Source organism: Streptomyces sp. NPDC101225 (assembly GCF_044767585.1).
Taxonomy (GTDB): Bacteria; Actinomycetota; Actinomycetes; order Streptomycetales; family Streptomycetaceae; genus Streptomyces.
The window spans coordinates 55,117-73,625 of record NZ_JBIWOE010000036.1 but is presented as its reverse complement, the minus strand read 5'-3'; the positions used below and the strand labels follow the sequence as shown (position 1 = coordinate 73,625).

Here is an 18,509-nt window from a genome sequence, read left to right as displayed (position 1 = left end):
GGTAGATAAAATGATGAACGTCATATTTCTGGCGGCGCGGCACGCAAAGGGCTGCTCAAGACGGGGTGACAGGGTTCTTCACTCGGCGGATCCGCCCAGGGCAGGACGGAGGCGGTGATTCGCCGCTCCTGGACTGGAAAGGGTGGTGTCGGACCTCGCAGGCTGACGGGCGTCAGATGTGGGCCCTGACTTGCCGCACCGGATGCCCCAGTGCGTTCCCGATGGCGGTCAGCTCCTCGTCGCTGAACCAGACACGCTCCGGGTTCCAGACCGCGATCTCGAACCGGGCGAAGCCGCAGGGCCAGTCGTACTCCAGCGTGTCCAACGAGGTCGCGGCGCCGCAGCAGGGGAGCACGACCGCGAGCGTCGCGAAGCCGTCGCCGCAGTGAGCTTCGAGCAGGTCGGCCCACCACGCGGTGTCGATCGTCGCGCCGCATCGGGGGCAACCGATCTTCTCCAGATTCTGACCACAGTCGACCACGGTGAGCGCGTCGTGCCAGGTGACGTCCGTCTCGACGCCGCCACCGCCGGGGAGCCCGGGAGCCAGGTGCTCCACGAGCGAGGCAGCACGCTGGGCCGCGGCCGGCTCAGGCTGCCAGTACGAGTCGGTCGGAATGACAGAGAGGACATCGTCACTCACGGGCACACTCGACCAGTCGGGCGAAACCTCTTCCAAGCCACGACGCGATGCTACCGAGCACGCATTCGGATCCGAAGGCCGGGCCAGGGCGGGCGGGTGCCTGTGCCTGTGTCTGTGTCTGTGCCGGTGAGACAGTCGTCGAGCGGCTGGGCCGATTCCACTGTTGCAGCCATAGATCGGGATCTTCGCAGTGCAGGGTCCGTCCGGCGGCGGGGACGGCGCCCTGGGCTTGATGGCTGTGCTGGGCCGGCGCGTAGGGTGCCGGGATGATCGCCACCCCAGAGGAGTTCGCGCACGGCACCGTCGGCCGCGAAGGCGAAGCCGGGGCGGCATGGCTCGTCGAACTGCCCGCGATCGTGGAGGAGTTGCTGGGGCGCTGGGGGTGCGTGTCGGATGGCGACGTCATGTACGGGGGCGTCGGCGTCATCGTTCCGGTACGGCGGCGGGCAGGGGAGAGTGCCGTGCTGAAGGTGTCGTTTCCGCATCCCGGCAACGTCCACGAGCCAGACGCGTTCGTTGCGTGGGGCGGCTGCGGCGCCGTCTTGTTGCACGAGCGCGACGACGCTCGGTTCGCGATGCTTCTGGAGCGGGTTCAGGCGTCGACCCTGGCGGAGACCGAGGGCGGCGACGAGGTGGTGAGGGTCGCCGGGCGGCTCAACCGCCGCCTGGCCATCCCCGCACCGCCCGGTCTGCCCCGGCTGCGTGAGCAGGCCGGTGCCTGGGAGGAGCAACTGCGCAAGGATGCCCAGGAGTTGCCCCATGCCGTGCCGCGTCAGGTGCTGGATGCCGCCGTTGCGACCGTTCAGGAACTGGGCCGGGCCCAGCCGGACACCCTCATCCACGGCGACCTGCATGCCCGGAACATCCTGCGTGCCGACCGCGAACCGTGGCTGGCCGTCGATCCCAAGGGGTATGCGGGAGATCCGGCCTACGACGGCGGCACGTTGCTGAAGTCCCGTGCGCCGGCGCTCCTTGAGGCGGATGACCTGCGCAAGGCTGTCCACCGTGTCCTGGACGTCTTCGCCGAGGCCGCGGAACCCGACCGTGGGCGCGTTGAGCGATGGGCCCAGTTCCACGCCGTCCAGGCTGCGTTCTGGGGTCGCCGTCACGGATTTCGCATCGCCCGCAGCGGACCTCGGCTGGACCGGCTGACGGAAGTGGCCGACCGCCTCGCGGAGTTGCTGACCGAAGGCTCGTAGTGCCTTCGGCGGAACAGGTCGTAGACCTGGCCCATCAGCTGCCGCCGAGGCCGGACGGGCGGCCGCTCCGCTTCAGCCCCTTCGCCCCCTCAGCCCCTTCGGCAACCACGGCTCCAAGAGCGCCCACTGCTCGTCCATGGGATCACCCCGCCCCATGAACCGTGGTCACTCACAGCGCGAGATCCACTGTCCAGGTACGGGTTAGCCGACCGCGTGGCACCGGATCCGGTCGATCATCGCGGTCAGGACTGTCTCGAGGGCCACGGTGTCGCGGCGTGTCTGGGTCATGAGCAGGCCGCCCTGAAGCGCGGTCAGCAGGGCGAGAGCGAGCTGGCCGGGGTCGGCATCCTGCTCCAGCTCGCCTCTCTCCTGCATCGACCGCAGTCCGTCGCGGATGGCGTCCTCCCATTGTGTGTAGCCCGCCGCGAGCTGGGCGCGGGCCTGGGGGTCGGCATCGGACAGTTCGGCGGCCAGGGAGCCGATCGGGCAGCCGCCCCGGCAGCCGCGGGCCTGCTGCGAGGTGATGATGGCGTCGCGCCATGCCTCCAGGGCCTGAATGCTGTCCAGGCGCAGCAGCGGGCGCTGGAAGGCGAGGACGTGCTCGGTCTGGTACTCGATCACGGCCTGGACGAGTGACTTCTTGTCACCGAAGTAGTGGTAGAGCTGCGACGGGCTGGTGACCTGGGCGGCTTCGAGGATGTCCTCCGTGCTGGTACCGGCCACCCCGCGGTCGTGCATGAGCGTCGCCGCCGCGGTCACGATGCGGTCGCGAGTGGCGCGTCCCTTGGCGGTCAGGCGTCGCGTCTCGGTGGTGCTCCTCACGCGTCCACGGTATCAGGTCCCGAGCAAATTTCTAGAGTTGACATTCTAATTTCTGACCCACACGATTAGAGCTGCCGCTCTAGAAATGACGGAGTGCAGGGGCGGCCACCGTGCCCGTTTCGCGGGCTCATCGCCGAAAGGACAGACCATGACCATGCCCATCGCTGATCAGGCCGCCGCCCTCACCAAGGGCATGGCCGGACAGGTGCCGGCGGAGGCGCTGGAGGCGTTCCAGGCCGAACAGGCCGAGTTGGACGCCGCGGGAGTGCCGGCCGGTATCGCCGAGGTGGGTACCCCCATGCCGGACGCGTCGCTGCTGGATGTCCAGGGGAACATCACCACGCTGAAGCAGGTTCGCGAGGACCGGCCCGCAGTCGTCGTGTTCTATCGCGGCGCGTGGTGCCCGTACTGCAACCTGGCGCTGCGCACCTATCAGCGGGATCTGGCCGGCGAGCTGGACGAGCGCGGCATCGCGCTGATCGCCGTCAGCCCGCAGAAACCGGACGGTTCACTGACCATGGCGGAGGCCAACGACCTCTCCTACGCCGTCCTCTCCGACCCGGGCAACGTCATCGGTCGCGCGCTCGGCATCGTGACCCGTCCGTCCGACCGGACCCAGGGGGCGCAGGCATCCCTCGGCCTCGACCTCGCCGAGGTGAACGCCGACGGCACCCACGACATCGTCATGCCGACCGTGGCGGTGGTCGATGCCGCAGGCGTCTTGCGGTGGATCGACGTGCACCCGAACTACGCCACCCGTACCGAGTCCGCCCAGATCCGTGCGGCCCTCGGCGAAGCGATCGGCTGACCCGCGCCCGGCCCGTGAAGCTCGCACGACGCGTCCCCTCCACCCCACCCTCTGATCGGAGCAGATCATGTCCCTCTACGGCAAAGTCGCCCTGGTGACGGGTGCGGGCCGCGGGATCGGACGTGCCGTCGCGCTGTCCCTCGCCGAACGGGGCGCATGGCTGGCGCTCGTGGCGCGCAGCGAGGACGAACTGTCCCGGACCGCCAAGCTGGTCACGGAGCAGGGCGGCCGTGCCGTCGTCGTTGCCGCCGACCTCGGTGAACCCGCCTCCGTGGCCGCGGTCGTGGACCGTACGGCCGCTCAACTCGGCCCTGTCGACGTCCTGGTCAACAACGCGGCCACCGTCGAACCCCTCGGGCGGAGCACCGACATGGACCCGCACACCTGGGGTGCGGCCTTCCGCCTCAACGTGATCACGCCCGCCGCGCTGTCCTTCACGGCATTGCCTCACATGACGGCGGCGGGATGGGGACGCATCGTCAATGTCTCGAGCGGCATCGTCGCCCATCCGGAGGCGTTGATCGGTGGTAACGCCTACGCCGCCACCAAGGCCGCCCTGGAAGCCCACACCCTCAACCTCGCGGCCGAACTCCACCGCACGGGCGTCACCGCCAACGTCTACCGGCCCGGATCGGTGGACACGGCGATGCAGGGCCTGATGCGCCGCGAGGGAGGAGGGCGGCTCGACGAAGCCACCCATGCCCGTTTCCTGCGTACTTACGAAGAAGGCAGGCTGATCAGCGCCGACGACTCCGCCCGATCGCTGGTCGACCGGCTCACCGGTGATGCCACCGGAGAGATCTGGGACGTCTCCGATCCGCGCTGACATCGCGAGCCTGACGTGGACGATGCTGCCGCCGCCGCTCTCCCGGATGGCGCGCACCTCGTGCTTCATGCTCAACAGGGTGCCCTTGACGCTCGTGTCGAAGGTCCCGGCGTAGAGCTCCTCCGCCAGGTCGGTGGCCGGGATAGCGCCGGCCCTCGGTATCGGCGTTGTTGAACGCGACGTCGATCCTGCCGAACCGCTCGACCGCCCGGCCGACCAGCTTGCGGACGTCGTCGTCGAAACGCACGTCGGCGCGGAGGAACAGGGCCTGCGCCCAGGCCCTCTAGCTCCTCGGCCGGCTCCTCGCCGGCGTTTTGCGGTGCCCACGCCAGGAGCAGGCCGCCGACGTGCGTATGGGCAACGAGGCCTCGCCGGAGGGGAGTTCTTACGTCCGGCGAACGTCTGACCGTGCAGCGGTAAGAAGATCCTCGCCCGCCGATGCCTATGCCCTGAGCGGGGCTGTTTCGGGCCCCGCACGGAGCGTGGGCGGCAGTGCTCTGTCGTCCATCGGAATGAGGTATGTATGAGCAGGAAGAACCGTGTCGCGCAGATTGTGGTCATGGGTTTCGTCACCGCCGCGTCGGTGACCGTGTCCGTGGCTCCCGCGACGGCGGGGCAGCGCCACCAGAAGTCCCCGGGTGCGCCCGTGTTCGTGCAGACGGACGCGGTGGACGGGAACACGGTCGTCGCGTACGACCGACAGGCGGACGGATCGCTCGTCCACCAGCACGTCTACGCCACGGGCGGACGAGGCGGCAGGCTCGACGGCGCCGTGGTCGACGACCTGCCTCGCAGGGCTCGCTGACCTACGACCGCAGCCAGCACCTCCTCTACGCCGTCAATGCGGGCAGCAACACCGTGACCGTCTTCTCGGTCCGCGGCGATCGGCTGATCCGGCGCCAAGTCATCTCCTCCGGGGGCCAGTTCCCCGTGAGCGTCGCCGTCCACGACGGTCTCGTCTACGTCCTCAACGCCCTCGACGGCGGGTCGGTGCAGGGCTATCGCAGCGTCGAGGGGCGCCTGGTGAAGGTGCTCTCGTGGCACCGGGGCCTGGACCTGGGCGCCACCGGTACCCCCGCGTTCACGCACACACCGGCCCAGTTGGACTTCACGCCGGACGGCAGCAGGCTCGTCATCACGACCAAGGCCGGCGGGAACAGCATCATGGTCTTCCCGGTCGGGTCGCGGGGCCTCGCGGCACAGCCCGTCACCACGAGCGCGCCCGGAGCCGTCCCCTTCGGCCTCACCTTCGACGGTGCGGGACGGCTCGTCGTCACGGAGGCCGGGCCGAACGCCGTGGCGACCTATCGTGTCGGGTCGAGCGGGCGTCTGACCAAGCTGGACGAGAAGGCCACGGACCAGGCAGGGACGTGCTGGATCGTCAGGGCGGGCAGCCACCTGTATGCCTCGAACGCCGGCAGCGGCTCCATCACGGGACTGAGCGTCGGCGCGGACGGCGCGATCACCACCGACGGCACGACCGCCACAGGGCCCGGCACCGTCGATGCGGCCGTCTCGGGCGACGGCAGGTTCCTCTACGTCCAGACCGGTGGCCCCGGCGGTGTCGACGCCTTCCGCATCGAGGCCGGGGGAGTGCTGCGGAAGGTCGGGTCCGTGACCGTCCCCGACGCGGTCGGCGGAGAAGGCATAGTCGCCTTGTGACCAACCGGGGCCGCCGTGTCGACGGCGGCCCCGTCCCAGCGCCTCGGGACGCATGGGCGGCACGCTCCCGAGGCGCGGGACCAGGGCTCTGCGTGGTCAGCTTTCGCCCAGCGGCATGCGGCGACGGGGAGCGGGCGCCGAATCGATGACCAAGGGGTTACCGGGAGAGCGAGAGCGATGCCCCGCGGACATGGACGCGAAGGGCGAACCGGAGGACGCTCGCAGGCGGGACGGCTCCGTGGCACCAGGCCGGGAGCGGCGTGTCTGGTCCGTCAGCTGCTGATCGGTTTCATGCCCGCCGTATAGGTCGCTTCGGCTGACTTGTACGGCGCGCAAGGGTGCCTGGCGCGATGGCTGTCCGTTACGAAACCACCACGAGGGGCGCTCAAGGCGTGCGAAAATCCCACAGGTTGATGATCACCGTGGCGAGGGGAGCCTCATATGGTCCTGCTGTCGTCGAGCCCGAAGTGGCCCACTCATCCGGACTACCTTCACGACTGGGCCCTGGTGGACGTCGAGACCTCCGGGTTGAACCCCGGCCGGGACCGTGTCCTCTCGCTGGCGATCCTGACGCTGGACGCACACGGAAACCAGACCGGAGAGTTCTCGACACTCCTCAATCCGGGCTGCGACCCCGGACCGGTGCACGTCCACGGCCTCACCTCCGACCGCCTCGCAGGCGCCCCCACCTTCGATGAGATCGCGCCAGAGGTGGGGGGCCTCCTCGGCGGTCGCGTCCTGGTTGCCCACAACGCTCAGTTCGACTACGACTTCCTGGCCCACGAGTTCGCCCACGTCCGTTCCTGGGTGCCGGTCGGTCGGCGGCTGTGCACGCTGGCTCTCAACCGGCTGGTCGGGCCCGCAACGGCCGACCTCAAGTTGGGTACTCTCGCCGAGCACTACGGGGTACGCCAGAACAAGGCCCATGATGCGCAGGACGATGTGCGGGTCCTCTCCGGCATTCTGCGTGGCTCGTTGAGCGCGGCCGAGCAACTGGGCCTGTCCCTTCCGCTCCTGGACTGCCCGCCCCGCCAGGACTACAAGCCGTACGTCCCCAAGACACCCTGCGCGTACCGCAATCCAGGCCGGTTGACGCCGGGCGGTTCGCTGGTGCAAGGCATGAAGGTCGCGATCACCGGGGAGACCCGGATCTCTCGTGAGGAGCTGGTCGCCCGCTCGGTGGCGGCCGGACTGAACATGATGACCTCGGTGAGCGGCCAGACCAGTGTGGTCGTCAGCAACGACCGCGGTGCTGCATCCGGGAAGCTGCGCCGTGCCGCGGATGAGGGCGTCCCGCTCGTGGACGAGCCGATGTATCTGCGGCTGCTGGAGCGGGTGAGGCCCGGGCAGGCCAAGGGGGCCGCCCAGCAGCGCCGCGTGGAGGAGACGTCCGCGGGCGTGCCCGTCGCACAGCTTGCCCCAACGCCGAGTCTGCCCGCGCAGCGCGCTGCTGCACGGACCGTGTCCTCCGCCACGAGGGAACAACCGCTCACCGGGCGTAGGGTCCTGGTCCTGGGCGGCACCCACGACGCGGCAACCGAGGCGCGTGCCCGGGCTGTCGCCTTCGGGGCCTCCGCGGCGGTCAACCTCTCCGCCAGCGTGTCCGACGTCGTGGTGCTCCCCGGTGGCGAGACGGACCGGCGTATGAGCCGCATCGCCACGCTTGGCCTCCGCGTCCACGACCCCGACTGGCTCCACGCACCCACGACCACACCCATGTCCGCGCCCGGACAGAGCGGGGCCGGGGACGCACCGCCGCCGGCGGCGGTGTTGGTGCGAGGGGCCGTCATCGACCTGTCCGACACGGGTACGGCCTGGACGGTCGCGGCCACATGGCGTCAGCAGACCGTCTGCGACGTGGACGTCGTTGCCTTCGCGGTCGACGCACAGGAACAGGTGCCAGGAGATGAGGACTTCGTCTTCTACGGCGCGCCTGAGCACCCAGACGGGACGGTACGCCTCACCACGGACGGTCCCACAGAACAAGCCATCACCGCCGACCTGGAGCGCCTGCCGCTGGAGATTCACCGGATCGTCATCGCCGCCGCCATCGACGGTGCCGCGACCTTCTCTGATGTCGGGGCCATCGAGGTCACCGCCACGCGCGGGATCGGTGCCGCCCCGGACGCCCGGGCCACCCTCGACGCCGCCACCACCGAACGCACCATGATCCTTGCCGAGGTCTACCGCCGAGGAGAAGGGTGGCGGCTGCGTGCCGTCGGGCAGGGCTACAACCACGGTCTGGCCGAGCTTGCCCGTGGCTATGGCGTCGACGTGGACGAATGACCGACGGGTCTTCGTGCGCCGAATGAAGACGTGCCTTCGTGCGGCGATGAGGAGATGAGGCCGGTCCCACCTGCTCTGCCCTGTTCGAGGCGGATGTAGTACTCGGTGGAGATGGGCGCGAGGACCGCCACTTCCTCGGCCGCAGACCGGGGGTGCGCCGGCGCGGCCCGACGGGCAGGCCGACGTCCTGCGGGCGTAGCCGTTCGCGGCGGCTTCGGAGAAACGCCCCGAGTTCCTGATTCTCCATGCGGCAAGTGTGCGAGGCGTCGTGGCGGATCCTGGTACAGCCTGTGCCTGTATCTCGGTCTGGGCGCTGCCTGACGCTGTTGGTCATGACGAAACACATGAACACCGCAGGCAGTGTGCACCCGTCGGTCCGCTCACCGGCAAGGTCATCTTCATCACCGGCGCCAGCCGCGGCATCGGGGGGCCCGGCCCGTCTCTTCGCCTTCGAAGGCGCCGCGGTCGTCCTTGCCGCCCGCGGCGCGAATGCCCTCGGGACCATCGTGAAGGAGCTTCGAGCCGACGGCGGCATCGCGGACGCCGTCACCCTGGACCTCGCCGACCGGGCGGGCATCCGCGCCGCCGTTGACCGCGTCGAACAGCTGCACGGACGTCTCGCCGGTGCCTTCAACAGGTGATCCAGCAGCCCGGCCCGGTCGACGCCACCACCGACGAGGAGTTCACCGTGAGCTTCCGGTCGCACCGGAGGGCCATGAATGCCGCGACCGCCCTGATACGGCTGGGTGGAGGCGGTGCCATCGTCAACACCTCCGGCATCGGCAGCCGTCGCTTCCACCCAAGACGCCTCACAGCTTCGAAGCGGCAACGTGTCGCGGGCGATGCCCACCTGGCGCGACCTCGAAATCGGCGCGCTGCGGTCGGCCGACACGACCAACATCGCGGCCGCTCTGCGGCATAGCGGCCGCAACGAGTACCGCCTGCTCGCTCCGTTTCGAGTCAAGTGGCTACGAAACGGGCGCTCGGCGATTCAAGTCGAAGCTCTGGGTCCGCACGATGGTGACGGTTCAGTTGATGCCGAAGTAGGTTTTGAGGCCGCCGAGCATGAGCTGGATGCCGATGGTGGCTACGAACAGACCGCCGAATCGGGTCATGATGGCCATGGTCTGAGCCGACATGTTCATCCGATTGACCAGCAGTAGATGTCCCACCGGGATCAGGGCCACGGTGATGCCGATGGCGATCAGCGCGGCGATCGGGCCGGACCAGGTGTCACCAGTCGAAGCAATAGTGATCACTGAAGTGATGGCCCCCGGGCCGGCCATGAAGGGAATGGCGTAGGGGACAACGATGGAGCCTTCGGCCGACTGCGGCGGAGGTCGTTCGTGGGCGGGAGCACCGCCTTGCGTACGGGACGGTTCACCCCCGTAGAGCATCTCGAAGCCCATCAGGGCGAGTACCAGGCCGCCCGCCAGGCTGAATGCTCCCAGGTCGATGCCGATCAGGTCGAGCAGCTCCCGGCCGACCAGGGCGGCCCCGCCCAGGGTGACGGCGATCGTCAGCATGATGCGGCGGACGTATTCGCGGCGCCGCTCGGGCTCGTTCTCGGTGAGGATGCGGAAGAAGACTCCGCGGATGAATGGGTCCACGAGTACGAGCATCGAGATCGTCGCCTGAACCGTGAGTTCGAGTGTGCTCATGCAGTGACCTCGCTGCCGTGGAGTGGACGAAACCACTGGCGGCCCCACGCCGCAGGCGTTCCTGTCCGCTGGCAGCCTCTCTTCCCGGCCCGCCTGCCCGGCGCCGGACCAGAGACCATCGGCACCGCGTCCACTCGGTCGGAGCAATGGCCGAACCGTTCGATGTGGCTGGTCAAGCTACGGGGTGTCCCATCGGCCCTCGACCCGATGGTCAAGCAGACCCCAGGTGAGCGAGTCCATGGCCGAGTCCATCGCCGAGTACGCGGCCGTCGAGGAGCCGGCCGTGGGAGGGCGGCGCGAGGTGGAGGGTGACAGGGGTGTGCCGTCCGGAACGCTGCCGCCGCGTTTCGTAGTGGTCCGCGAGGGCACGCACGATGTTCAGTCCGCGACCGTGTTCACAGGGGGCGCCGACAGAGGCGTCCTGGACGCCTCTCCGCAGCTGCACCATGGCAGGAGTCGAGGTGGCCGTCGGTCACTTCCCGCCGGGCCAGGGCTGCTGAGGTGAACTGCCGGATCTCGTGGAGCCTGCACGCCTCGGCCGCCGCGGACACGGCGGCGTGATGTGCCTGGTGGGCACGGGAGGCATGAGGGACCGGGCTGCGGCCTTGGGGTACTGCCGGCCCGGGGCGGCGGTTGCTCCTGGCGTGGATTCACGTGGGGTGTCAAGGTCTGCAGCGTGAGTTGTGCGGTGGCTGGGCCGGTGCGGGTGGCGGTCAAGGCGCTGGGCGACACAGCCCACAGCGGGGCCTTTGCGGGCCTACGTGGCAGGGGCGGGGCGCAGGATGCCGAAAAGGCGGGTGACTTCGGCCGCGACGGCGTCCCGGCCGGCTCCTAGGTAAGTGCGGGTGTCGACCGTGGCCGGGTGGGCGGCGAGGTGGGCGCGGACGGCTGCGGTGAAGGCGTTGTTGAGGTGCGTCGCAATGTTGATCTTGGTCATGCCGCGGGTCACCGCCTGGGCCAGGTCGGCATCGGACACGCCGGAGGAGCCGTGCAGGACCAGGGGGATGTCCACGGTCTTGGCCAGGGCTTCGATGAGGTCGAAATCCAGGCAGGCGTCACGGGTGAGCATCGCGTGGGAGGTGCCGACGGCCACGGCCAGGGCGTCCACGCCGGTGGCGGTGGCATAGGCGGCGGCCTCCTGGGGGTCGGTGCGGGCGCCCGGGGCATGGACGCCGTCCTTGCCGCCGACCTCGCCGAGTTCGGCCTCGACCCATACCCCGTGGTCATGGCACAGGCGGACGACGTCGGCTGTGGCCTGCACGTTGGCGGCGTAGCCGAGCGTGGAGGCGTCGAACATCACCGACTGCAGGCCGAGTTCGAGTCCTTCCCGGACCAGTGGCAGGCTGGTGACGTGGTCGAGGTGGATGGACACGGGTATGCGGGCTGCCTCGCCGGCTGTCAGGGCGGCTCGGGCGAGCGGGGCCAGCGCGCCGTGGTACTTCACCGCGTTCTCGCTGATCTGCAGGACGACCGGCGCATTCGCGGCTTCGGCGCCGGTGACGATCGCTTCGACGTGTTCCAGCTGGATGATGTTGAAGGCTGCCGTCGCGCAACCGCGGGCCCGGGCGGTGGACACGATGTCGCCGGTAGCGATGAGGGGCATGGGATCCTTCCGGAAAGTGAGGCTGAGGTGTGAGAGGGGCCAGGCCCGACATCAGTCGGCGCGCAGTCGGCGATCCGGCTGGGGGTCGCCATGGAAGACGATCTTGAAGCTGTCCTCGTCGATGCCGGCCCCCAGAAGGGTGCCGGGCTGCTGGAGCGCGGTAGCCGCCCATGCCAGGGCCGTTCGCAGCGCGGGCTCGCCCGAGGCACCGCCCGCGAGGAATCCGGACAGCAGGGCATCACCCGCTCCCACGGCGCTCTGCGGGTTTTCGACGATCACCTCGGCATGTAGGACCGAGTCTTCCTCGACCAGGAGCGCGCCGTCCGAGCCCAGGCTGGCCAGGACCGTCCGGGCCCCCCGTTCTCGAAGGCGACGGGCAGCGTCGGCGGCCTGGCCGAGGGTGGCGACGGGCGCATCGGCCGCCTCGGCGAGCTCATGCGCGTTGGGCTTGATCAGATCGGGCCCGGCGGGCAGTGCCGCGACCAGCGGTGGGCCGGAGCTGTCGATCGCGACCCGCAGACCGGCCCTGTGGGCGCGCTGGACGAGCCGGGCGTACAGGTCGGGTGCGGTGCCGCGGGGAAGGCTCCCGGAGCCGACCAGCCAGGATGCCTGCGTCGCCGCCTTGAGCGTGGTGTCGAGCAGCGCGTCGACCTCGTCGGCCGACAGGACGGGCCCCGGCTCATTGACCTTCGTGACCTTGCCGTCGGGTTCGAGAAGGCTGACATTGCTGCGGATGTTGCCGGTGATGGGAACGTTCACGTGGTCGATGCCGACCTCGTCCAGCATCTCGGCGAGACGTTTGCCGTTCGGCCCGCCGATGGGCAGGACCGCGCGGGTGGCGAGGCCGTGGGTACGCAGGGCGAGGGACACGTTGACTCCCTTGCCGCTGGGTTCGCTCCAGCCGGAGCTGGCGCGTTGCACGGTGCCCGGGGCCAGCTGGTCGACCACGAGGGTGCGATCGACGCTGGGATTGAGGGTCAAAGTGACGATCACGTGCGGATCACCTGCTTGAGCCCAGCAGCCTCCAGGCGGCGGGCGTCCGGTTCGGACAGGCCGTCGTCGATGATGAGCAGGTCGATGTCGGAGAGGTTGCCGTACTTGAACAGGCTGGTGCGGTCGTGCTTGGTGTGGTCGGCGAGCAGGATCCGGCGGCGCGCGGCGGCCAGCATGAGCCGCTTGACCGTGGCCTCCGACTCGTCCGGTGTGCTCAGGCCGCGTTCGCTGGAGATGGCGTTGGTCCCCAGGAACGCCACGTCGACCCTGATTTCCGACAGGGCACGGATGGCCCAGTTGTCGACCTCGGCGAAGGTACGGGCGCGCACCCGGCCGCCGAGCGTGTGCACGTTCAGACGGGGGCGGCCGACCAGGGCGAGTGCGATGGTCAGGGTGTTGGTGAAGACCGTCAGCTCGCGGTCGGCGGGGAACATCTCGGCCAGCAGCGTGGTGGTGGAGCCGGCGTCGATGAAGACGGCTCCTTCGCGAGGAACCTCGGCCAGTGCGGCCTGGGCGATCCGCCGCTTCTCCGCCTCGTTGCTGGTACGGCTGGACACCGCCGGCTCGAACGCCAGGTCCTCGACGGCGATCGCCCCGCCGTGCACACGGCGCAGCAGGCCTTGCCGTTCGAGGAGCAGCAGGTCCTTGCGGATCGTCTCGGTGGACACACGCAACCGCTCCGCCATGGCGCCGGCGTCCAGGCGCCCCCGGCTGCGGACGGTCTGCACCAGAAGTTGGTGACGTTCCTCGGCGTAGTGCGACCGTCCCGAGGAACCGGAGGGCTCCCGGTCCGAGGTGGTGTCCGTGGTCATGTAGCAATCCTTCGCTGTCGGTTGCGGCAGCTCGCCGCCCCGGCTGAGGGTGATGGCTTCGTCATGTCGGCACCTTGTCGTGCGGGGCCGGCCTGAGCGGATTGTGCCGGACCTCCGGCGCGCCACGCGACGGCCGGTTCATCGCGTGCCGCCGGGTATGGCCGTCGGCGTCGACGGGCGCCGCGCGCCGGTGGCGTCCGCGGTCACGGGCGCGGGCGGCAGGTCCTGAGGTCCCGTGTAGAGCCCGGCGGCGCATCCGCCCAGCAGAGCGGCGCCGCGGCCGCCGGCCTCCTGCACCTGGGCGAGGGCCACGTCCTTCCAGGCCTCTCCGCGCAGCTGGCGTACTGCCGTGCTGCGGGCGAACCCGCCGGTCATCACCGTGCGTTGGTGAGGGCCGAGGAAAGCGGACATGCCCGCGTCCATCCGGAGGGCGCGGTTGGCGGCCGAGTGCAGCGCGGCTCGCCAGGCCTGGGCCGGATCGGCGTCCCGGCCGATGCCACGCAGTACCACGTTGCCGTCCGGTTCGAGGTCGGCCGTCACCGACCCGGCAGGACGGGCGAGGGCCCGCGCATCGAAGTCGGCGAGTTCGGCGGAGCCGAAGCCCAGCAGTCGCTGCACGTTCTGCAGCAGGAGACCGCCCCGTGTGTCGCCCAGCACCGACAGGCGGCCGGGCAGGACGTGATGCCCCACCGTCACACCGGCCGCGACCAGGTGGCGGACCGCGTCCGGCGACAGCGGGGCCGGCACGGTGCGCACGAGTGCCTCCGCAGTGCCGCAGGAGTCGAGCTGATCGCCGTCGCGTACGGCGCCGGCCCCGACGGCAGCGGCGAGGTGGTCGTGGCCGGCGACGGTGAGGACTGCCCCGTGCAGGCGTTGCGGCGCCCATGAGGAGTTCACGTGTCCCAGCGGCGATCCCGCCCTCACCAACGGTGGCAGCAGTGACGGATGCGCAGCCGACCAGTCCAGTGCCTCCGGCCACCATGCGGCGCTGTCCAGACGCAGCCAGCCGGTGCGGGAGGCGAGGGAGTACTCGCTCGCCTCGTCGCCGCCCAGCGCGCGGACCACCCACTCGGCGATACCGAACCTGCGTACCGCACGGGAGGTGCGGGGGTGATGTTCGACCAGCCAGCGGTGCTTGGAGAGCGACCACTGCGGGACGACAGGCAGACCGGTGGCGCCGGTGAACCGTGCCGCTCCCAGATCGTGGCCCATCCGTGCGGCCAGGGGACGATCGCGGTCGTCGTGCCAGGCGATCACAGGGGCGAGCGGTTCTCCGCGGCCGTCCACCAGGACGCCGGCCTCACCCATGCTCGCCACACCCACGGCCAGCACGTCGCCGGGCGGTGCATCGGCCAGGGCGGACGAGGTGGCGGCGGCGACGGCGCCCAGGATCGCCGAGGGGTCAACGTCGACTCCCTCCTGCGTCACCTGCCAGGTCAGCGTCGCCTTGGCGGCCGTGACCTCGTGGCCATCGGCGGTGCACACCGTGACCTTGCAGGACGTGGTGCCGACGTCCACGCCTACCAGCAGAGCCTCTGACATCAGTGTCCCTCTCGATCTCACCCTCCGTGAGGTGAGTGTGCTTGCTTGTCATCAGTTGTTTTTAGTTGCGTTTCCGTGGAGTGTCAATGGCCTCGACGAAGTCATTGCAGGCAGGTGGCCGTTCGGTGGTGGGAGTGCGCGTGGGCAACGATCCGAAAACTTGGCGTCAACCCATTGACGGCCCACGTAAACCCAACTAAAAACAGGCTTTAACAAGTTGGATACACGCTGCTCCAAGCCGAACGTTGCGCAGCGTAATGATCGACCCGGACGTCGGCAGAGCGGCATCCCGCACGCGACCGTCGTGGTCTCCCCTCCTCACGCAACAGAAGAGGTCTCTCGCATGGCATCGCGCAGAATCGCCCTTGTCGCCGGATCCGCCGCCGTCGCCCTCGTCGCCACCGGTTGTGCCGGTGCAGGTGGCAGCTCCAGCAGCAGCGACGGCAAGTCGGTGAACGTCCTGATGGTCAACAACCCGCAGATGCTCGACCTGCAGAAGCTGACCAAGAAGTACTTCACGAAGGAAACCGGCATCAAGGTCAACTACACCGTGCTGCCGGAGAACGACGTCCGCGACAAGATCAGCCAGGAGTTCTCCAGTCAGGCCGGTACCTACGACGTCGCCTCGATCAGCAACTTCGAGGCCCCGATCTACGGCAAGAACGGATGGCTCTCACCACTGGACGGCACCGTGGCCAAGAACGCCGCCTTCGACCAGAGCGACGTGCTCGGCCCCATCACGGCCGGGCTCAAGGGCCCGGACGGCAAGCTCTACGCCGAACCCTTCTACGGCGAGTCCTCGTTCCTCATGTACCGCAAGGACGTCTTCCAGAAGGCGGGGCTGACGATGCCGGCCCACCCCACCTGGCAGCAGGTCGCGACGCTGGCTGCCAAGGCCGACGGTGCCCGGTCCGGCATGAAGGGCATCTGCCTGCGCGGCCAGCCCGGCTGGGGCCAGGTCTTCGCGCCGCTCACCACCGTCGTCAACACCATGGGCGGCACCTGGTTCACCAAGGACTGGCAGGCCCAGGTCAACGGTGAGGGCTTCACCAAGGCCACCAAGTTCTACGTCGACCTGGTGCGCAAGCACGGGGAGCCGGGTGCCCCGCAGGCCGGATTCACCGAGTGTCTCAACAGCTTCACCCAGGGCAAGACGGCGATGTGGTACGACGCCACATCCGCCGCCGGATCCGTCGAGGCGGCGGGCTCCCCGGTCGCCGGCAAGGTCGGCTACGTCCCGGCGCCGGTGGAACAGACCAAGAGCTCGGGCTGGCTGTACTCGTGGGCCTGGGCCATCCAGAAGGCGTCCACGCACCAGGACGCTGCCGCCAAGTTCATCGAATGGGCCTCCAGCCAGAAGTACGAGAAGCAGGTGGGCAAGGACCTCGGCTGGGCCAGGGTCCCGGCCGGCAAGCGGGCTTCCACATACGAGAACGCCGACTACGTGAAGGCCGCCTCCGCCTTCGCCCGGCCCACCGTCGACGCGATCAACGTCGCGGACCCGAACAACCCCGGCGTGCAGCCCCGGCCTACCGTCGGCGTGCAGTTCGTCGACATCCCGGAGTTCCCCGACCTCGGCACCAAGGTGTCCCAGGAAGTCAGCGCGGCCATCGCCGGCCGCGAATCCGTGAGTTCGGCACTGGACAAGGGGCAGAAGCTCGCCGAGGCCGTCGCCGCGAAGTACCGCAAGGGCTGACTCCGCCGAGCGGAGACGAGCAACAACGAGCGGAGACACCCTCCCATGACAAGCACATCCACCCACGGGACCAGGCAGTCCCGGGCACCGCGCCGTACGGCCGGGCCCGGGGCCGCCCGGCAACGCCGGCAGCCGTCGGCCAGGGCCCGCGCCTGGGGCCGGCGTGGTCCGCTGCTGCCCGCCCTGATCTTCATGATCGTCGTCACTCAGCTGCCCTTCGTGGCCACGCTGGTGATCTCCTTCATGAACTGGAACGCGCTGGCCCCCGGGGAACGCGGCTTCACCGGGTTCGGCAACTACACGCACGTGTTCAGCGACCCGGACCTTCGTTCCTCCGTCATCACCACCATCCTGCTGACGGCCACGGTGGTCCTCATCAGCCTCGTCCTCGGGCTGGGGCTCGCCCTGCTGATGGACCGCCACTTCTTCGGCCGCGGGCTCGTGCGCACTCTGCTCATCGCACCGTTCCTCGTGGTCCCGGTGGCCGCCGCCCTGGTCTGGAAACACGCCCTGCTCAATCCCGTCTACGGCCTGTTCAACGGGACCCTGGCCTGGCTGTGGAAACTCTTCGGTTCCACCCATCCGCCACAGCCGGACTGGATCACCGAGCACCCCTTCGGCTCGGTGGCGGCATCGCTGATCTGGCAGTGGGCCCCCTTCATGATGCTGATCCTGCTGGCCGGCCTGCAGAGCCGCCCGCTGGAACCGATGGAGGCCGCTCGCGTCGACGGAGCCAACGCCTGGCAGGCCTTCCGCCACATCACGCTCCCGCACCTGCGCAGGTATCTGGAGCTGGCCGCGGTCCTCGGATCGATCTACATCGTGCAGAACTTCGACGCGGTGTTCACCATCACCTCGGGCGGCCTGGGCACGGCGAACCTGCCCTACACCATCTACGAGAGCTTCTACCAGGCACACGACTACGGCCAGGCCTCCGCGGCCGGCGTCATCGTGGTGATCGGCAGCATCGTCTTCGCCACGCTCGCCCTGCGTCTGGTGTCCTCGCTGCTCAAGGAGGAGACGACATGACCACCAACGTCCTCGGGCGGCGTACCACAGGACACCGCACTCCTCAGGCCACCAAGGCCCGCCGCACCAACACCCTGTGGGGCCTGGCCGGCTGGGCAGCAGGCATCCTCTTCTTCCTGCCCATTGCCTGGATGGTGCTCACCTCGCTGCACGGCGAGACGGACGCCGCCACCAACCCGCCGTCCCTCGGCGCCCCTCTCACCCTGGACGGCTACCGTGAGTTCTTCGGCGCATCAACGGGAGCCGACCCGTGGCCGGCGCTGCTGAACTCCGTCATGGCGAGCGTGTTCTCCACCCTGTTCGTGCTCGCTCTGGCCATCCCGGCCGCCTACGCCCTGTCCATCCGCCCGGTCCGCAAGTGGTCCGACGTCATGTTCTTCTTCCTGTCCACCAAGATGCTGCCCGCCGTCGCGGGACTGCTGCCCATCTACCTCGCGGCCAAGAACCTCGCGCTGCTGGACAACATCTGGCTCATGGTCATCATCTACACGACGATGAACCTGCCGGTCGCGGTGTGGATGATGCGCTCGTTTCTCGCCGAGATCCCGGTCGCGATCCTGGAGGCCGCCTCGATCGACGGCGCCGGCCTGTCCACCGTCTTCCGCCGCATCATCATCCCGCTGGCCGCACCGGGCATCGCTGCCACCTTGCTGATCTGCTTCATCTTCAGCTGGAACGAGATGCTCTTCGCCCGTGTGCTCACCGGTGTCCGCTCGACCACCGCACCGGTCTTCCTCACCAGCTTCGTCACCAGCCAGGGCCTGTTCCTGGCCAAGGTGTGCGCCGCCGCCGTGGCCGTGTCCCTGCCTGTGCTGATCGCCGGATTCGCCGCCCAGGATCGGCTCGTCCAGGGCTTGTCGATGGGAGCCGTGAAGTAGTGAATGCCACCGACATCACCGCACCCGGACTCGCACATCCTGCGGGGCGAGT

Annotated in this window: 17 protein-coding genes and 1 pseudogene; 10 read left to right on the top strand and 8 right to left on the bottom strand. The window is 69.2% G+C overall.

Annotation, left to right across the window (positions count from 1 at the left end):
* Nucleotides 1-172: 172 nt before the first annotated feature.
* Nucleotides 173-640, bottom strand: a complete 468-nt coding sequence (locus ACIRPX_RS35590; protein ID WP_404203066.1) for a hypothetical protein — start codon at nt 638-640, stop codon at nt 173-175.
* Nucleotides 641-906: 266 nt separating this feature from the next.
* On the opposite strand from ACIRPX_RS35590, the gene ACIRPX_RS35585 reads away from it, so the two are divergent.
* Complete coding sequence (locus ACIRPX_RS35585) at nt 907-1,839, top strand: aminoglycoside phosphotransferase family protein (protein ID WP_404203064.1); 933 nt, start codon at nt 907-909, stop codon at nt 1,837-1,839.
* Between the two features lie 201 nt (nt 1,840-2,040).
* On the opposite strand, the gene ACIRPX_RS35580 is transcribed toward ACIRPX_RS35585, so the two are convergent.
* Entirely contained in the window at nt 2,041-2,661 is a 621-nt protein-coding gene (locus tag ACIRPX_RS35580) for a TetR/AcrR family transcriptional regulator (protein WP_404203062.1), read from the bottom strand.
* A 148-nt stretch (nt 2,662-2,809) separates the two neighbouring features.
* Between ACIRPX_RS35580 and ACIRPX_RS35575 the strand changes: the two genes are divergently transcribed.
* The 5 genes from ACIRPX_RS35575 to ACIRPX_RS35555 all read left to right on the top strand — a co-directional run bounded on the left by ACIRPX_RS35575 (nt 2,810) and on the right by ACIRPX_RS35555 (nt 8,243).
* Nucleotides 2,810-3,469: a peroxiredoxin-like family protein gene (locus ACIRPX_RS35575; protein WP_404203060.1), complete on the top strand. Its 660-nt coding sequence runs from the start codon at nt 2,810-2,812 to the stop codon at nt 3,467-3,469.
* A 67-nt stretch (nt 3,470-3,536) separates the two neighbouring features.
* The gene (locus tag ACIRPX_RS35570) at nt 3,537-4,295 is read left to right on the top strand and encodes an SDR family NAD(P)-dependent oxidoreductase (RefSeq protein ID WP_404203058.1); all 759 of its coding nucleotides are present in this window, start codon (nt 3,537-3,539) and stop codon (nt 4,293-4,295) included.
* 523 nt (nt 4,296-4,818) lie between these two features.
* A complete protein-coding gene (locus ACIRPX_RS35565) occupies nt 4,819-5,100 on the top strand; it encodes a hypothetical protein (protein WP_404203056.1) in 282 nt (93 codons plus the stop codon).
* Between the two features lie 53 nt (nt 5,101-5,153).
* On the top strand, nt 5,154-5,957 hold the full coding sequence (locus ACIRPX_RS35560; protein WP_404203054.1) for a lactonase family protein: 804 nt from the start codon (nt 5,154-5,156) through the stop codon (nt 5,955-5,957).
* A 441-nt stretch (nt 5,958-6,398) separates the two neighbouring features.
* Nucleotides 6,399-8,243 (top strand): TerD family protein, encoded by a 1,845-nt coding sequence (locus tag ACIRPX_RS35555; RefSeq protein ID WP_404203052.1) that lies wholly within the window; start codon nt 6,399-6,401, stop codon nt 8,241-8,243.
* Nucleotides 8,244-8,314: 71 nt separating this feature from the next.
* Here the strand turns inward: ACIRPX_RS35555 and ACIRPX_RS35550 are convergent.
* A pseudogene (locus ACIRPX_RS35550) lies at nt 8,315-8,490 on the bottom strand (helix-turn-helix domain-containing protein); the annotation flags it as partial.
* Between ACIRPX_RS35550 and ACIRPX_RS35545 the strand changes: the two are divergent.
* The gene (locus tag ACIRPX_RS35545; protein WP_404203050.1) at nt 8,489-8,884 is read left to right on the top strand and encodes an SDR family NAD(P)-dependent oxidoreductase; all 396 of its coding nucleotides are present in this window, start codon (nt 8,489-8,491) and stop codon (nt 8,882-8,884) included. The pseudogene ACIRPX_RS35550 and the gene ACIRPX_RS35545 sit on opposite strands and share 2 nt — an antisense overlap.
* Nucleotides 8,885-9,271: 387 nt before the next feature.
* Here ACIRPX_RS35545 and ACIRPX_RS35540 read toward each other — a convergent pair whose 3' ends face one another.
* From ACIRPX_RS35540 to ACIRPX_RS35520, 5 genes are all read right to left on the bottom strand, one after another.
* Complete coding sequence (locus ACIRPX_RS35540) at nt 9,272-9,904, bottom strand: MarC family protein (protein WP_404203048.1); 633 nt, start codon at nt 9,902-9,904, stop codon at nt 9,272-9,274.
* Between the two features lie 757 nt (nt 9,905-10,661).
* Complete coding sequence (locus ACIRPX_RS35535) at nt 10,662-11,507, bottom strand: ketose-bisphosphate aldolase (RefSeq protein ID WP_404203046.1); 846 nt, start codon at nt 11,505-11,507, stop codon at nt 10,662-10,664.
* Between the two features lie 51 nt (nt 11,508-11,558).
* The gene (locus ACIRPX_RS35530) at nt 11,559-12,500 is read right to left on the bottom strand and encodes a 1-phosphofructokinase family hexose kinase (protein ID WP_404203043.1); all 942 of its coding nucleotides are present in this window, start codon (nt 12,498-12,500) and stop codon (nt 11,559-11,561) included.
* On the bottom strand, nt 12,497-13,312 hold the full coding sequence (locus ACIRPX_RS35525) for a DeoR/GlpR family DNA-binding transcription regulator (protein WP_404203041.1): 816 nt from the start codon (nt 13,310-13,312) through the stop codon (nt 12,497-12,499). The genes ACIRPX_RS35530 and ACIRPX_RS35525 overlap by 4 nt, the downstream gene beginning before the upstream one ends.
* Before the next feature lie 138 nt (nt 13,313-13,450).
* The gene (locus tag ACIRPX_RS35520; RefSeq protein WP_404203039.1) at nt 13,451-14,854 is read right to left on the bottom strand and encodes an L-fuculokinase; all 1,404 of its coding nucleotides are present in this window, start codon (nt 14,852-14,854) and stop codon (nt 13,451-13,453) included.
* Nucleotides 14,855-15,197: 343 nt separating this feature from the next.
* Between ACIRPX_RS35520 and ACIRPX_RS35515 the strand changes: the two genes are divergently transcribed.
* Genes ACIRPX_RS35515 through ACIRPX_RS35505 form a run of 3 tightly spaced genes read left to right on the top strand, consistent with a single transcriptional unit; the run spans nt 15,198 to nt 18,457 of the window.
* Entirely contained in the window at nt 15,198-16,550 is a 1,353-nt protein-coding gene (locus tag ACIRPX_RS35515) for an ABC transporter substrate-binding protein (RefSeq protein WP_404203037.1), read from the top strand.
* A gap of 45 nt (nt 16,551-16,595) precedes the next feature.
* The gene (locus ACIRPX_RS35510) at nt 16,596-17,579 is read left to right on the top strand and encodes a carbohydrate ABC transporter permease (RefSeq protein ID WP_404203035.1); all 984 of its coding nucleotides are present in this window, start codon (nt 16,596-16,598) and stop codon (nt 17,577-17,579) included.
* A complete protein-coding gene (locus ACIRPX_RS35505) occupies nt 17,576-18,457 on the top strand; it encodes a carbohydrate ABC transporter permease (RefSeq protein WP_404203034.1) in 882 nt (293 codons plus the stop codon). The genes ACIRPX_RS35510 and ACIRPX_RS35505 overlap by 4 nt, the downstream gene beginning before the upstream one ends.
* The last annotated feature ends 52 nt before the right edge of the window (nt 18,458-18,509 follow it).

Excerpts from the sequence above, each read along its gene's own strand:
- ACIRPX_RS35585 (WP_404203064.1), top strand. The coding sequence starts at position 907 with ATGATCGCCACCCCAGAGGAGTTCGCGCACGGCACCGTCGGCCGCGAA.
- ACIRPX_RS35575 (WP_404203060.1), top strand. The coding sequence starts at position 2,810 with ATGACCATGCCCATCGCTGATCAGGCCGCCGCCCTCACCAAGGGCATG.
- ACIRPX_RS35570 (WP_404203058.1), top strand. The coding sequence starts at position 3,537 with ATGTCCCTCTACGGCAAAGTCGCCCTGGTGACGGGTGCGGGCCGCGGG.
- ACIRPX_RS35565 (WP_404203056.1), top strand. The coding sequence starts at position 4,819 with ATGAGCAGGAAGAACCGTGTCGCGCAGATTGTGGTCATGGGTTTCGTC.
- ACIRPX_RS35555 (WP_404203052.1), top strand. The coding sequence starts at position 6,399 with ATGGTCCTGCTGTCGTCGAGCCCGAAGTGGCCCACTCATCCGGACTAC.
- ACIRPX_RS35545 (WP_404203050.1), top strand. The coding sequence starts at position 8,489 with ATGCGGCAAGTGTGCGAGGCGTCGTGGCGGATCCTGGTACAGCCTGTG.
- ACIRPX_RS35540 (WP_404203048.1), bottom strand. The coding sequence starts at position 9,904 with ATGAGCACACTCGAACTCACGGTTCAGGCGACGATCTCGATGCTCGTA.
- ACIRPX_RS35535 (WP_404203046.1), bottom strand. The coding sequence starts at position 11,507 with ATGCCCCTCATCGCTACCGGCGACATCGTGTCCACCGCCCGGGCCCGC.
- ACIRPX_RS35525 (WP_404203041.1), bottom strand. The coding sequence starts at position 13,312 with ATGACCACGGACACCACCTCGGACCGGGAGCCCTCCGGTTCCTCGGGA.
- ACIRPX_RS35520 (WP_404203039.1), bottom strand. The coding sequence starts at position 14,854 with ATGTCAGAGGCTCTGCTGGTAGGCGTGGACGTCGGCACCACGTCCTGC.
- ACIRPX_RS35515 (WP_404203037.1), top strand. The coding sequence starts at position 15,198 with ATGGCATCGCGCAGAATCGCCCTTGTCGCCGGATCCGCCGCCGTCGCC.
- ACIRPX_RS35510 (WP_404203035.1), top strand. The coding sequence starts at position 16,596 with ATGACAAGCACATCCACCCACGGGACCAGGCAGTCCCGGGCACCGCGC.
- ACIRPX_RS35505 (WP_404203034.1), top strand. The coding sequence starts at position 17,576 with ATGACCACCAACGTCCTCGGGCGGCGTACCACAGGACACCGCACTCCT.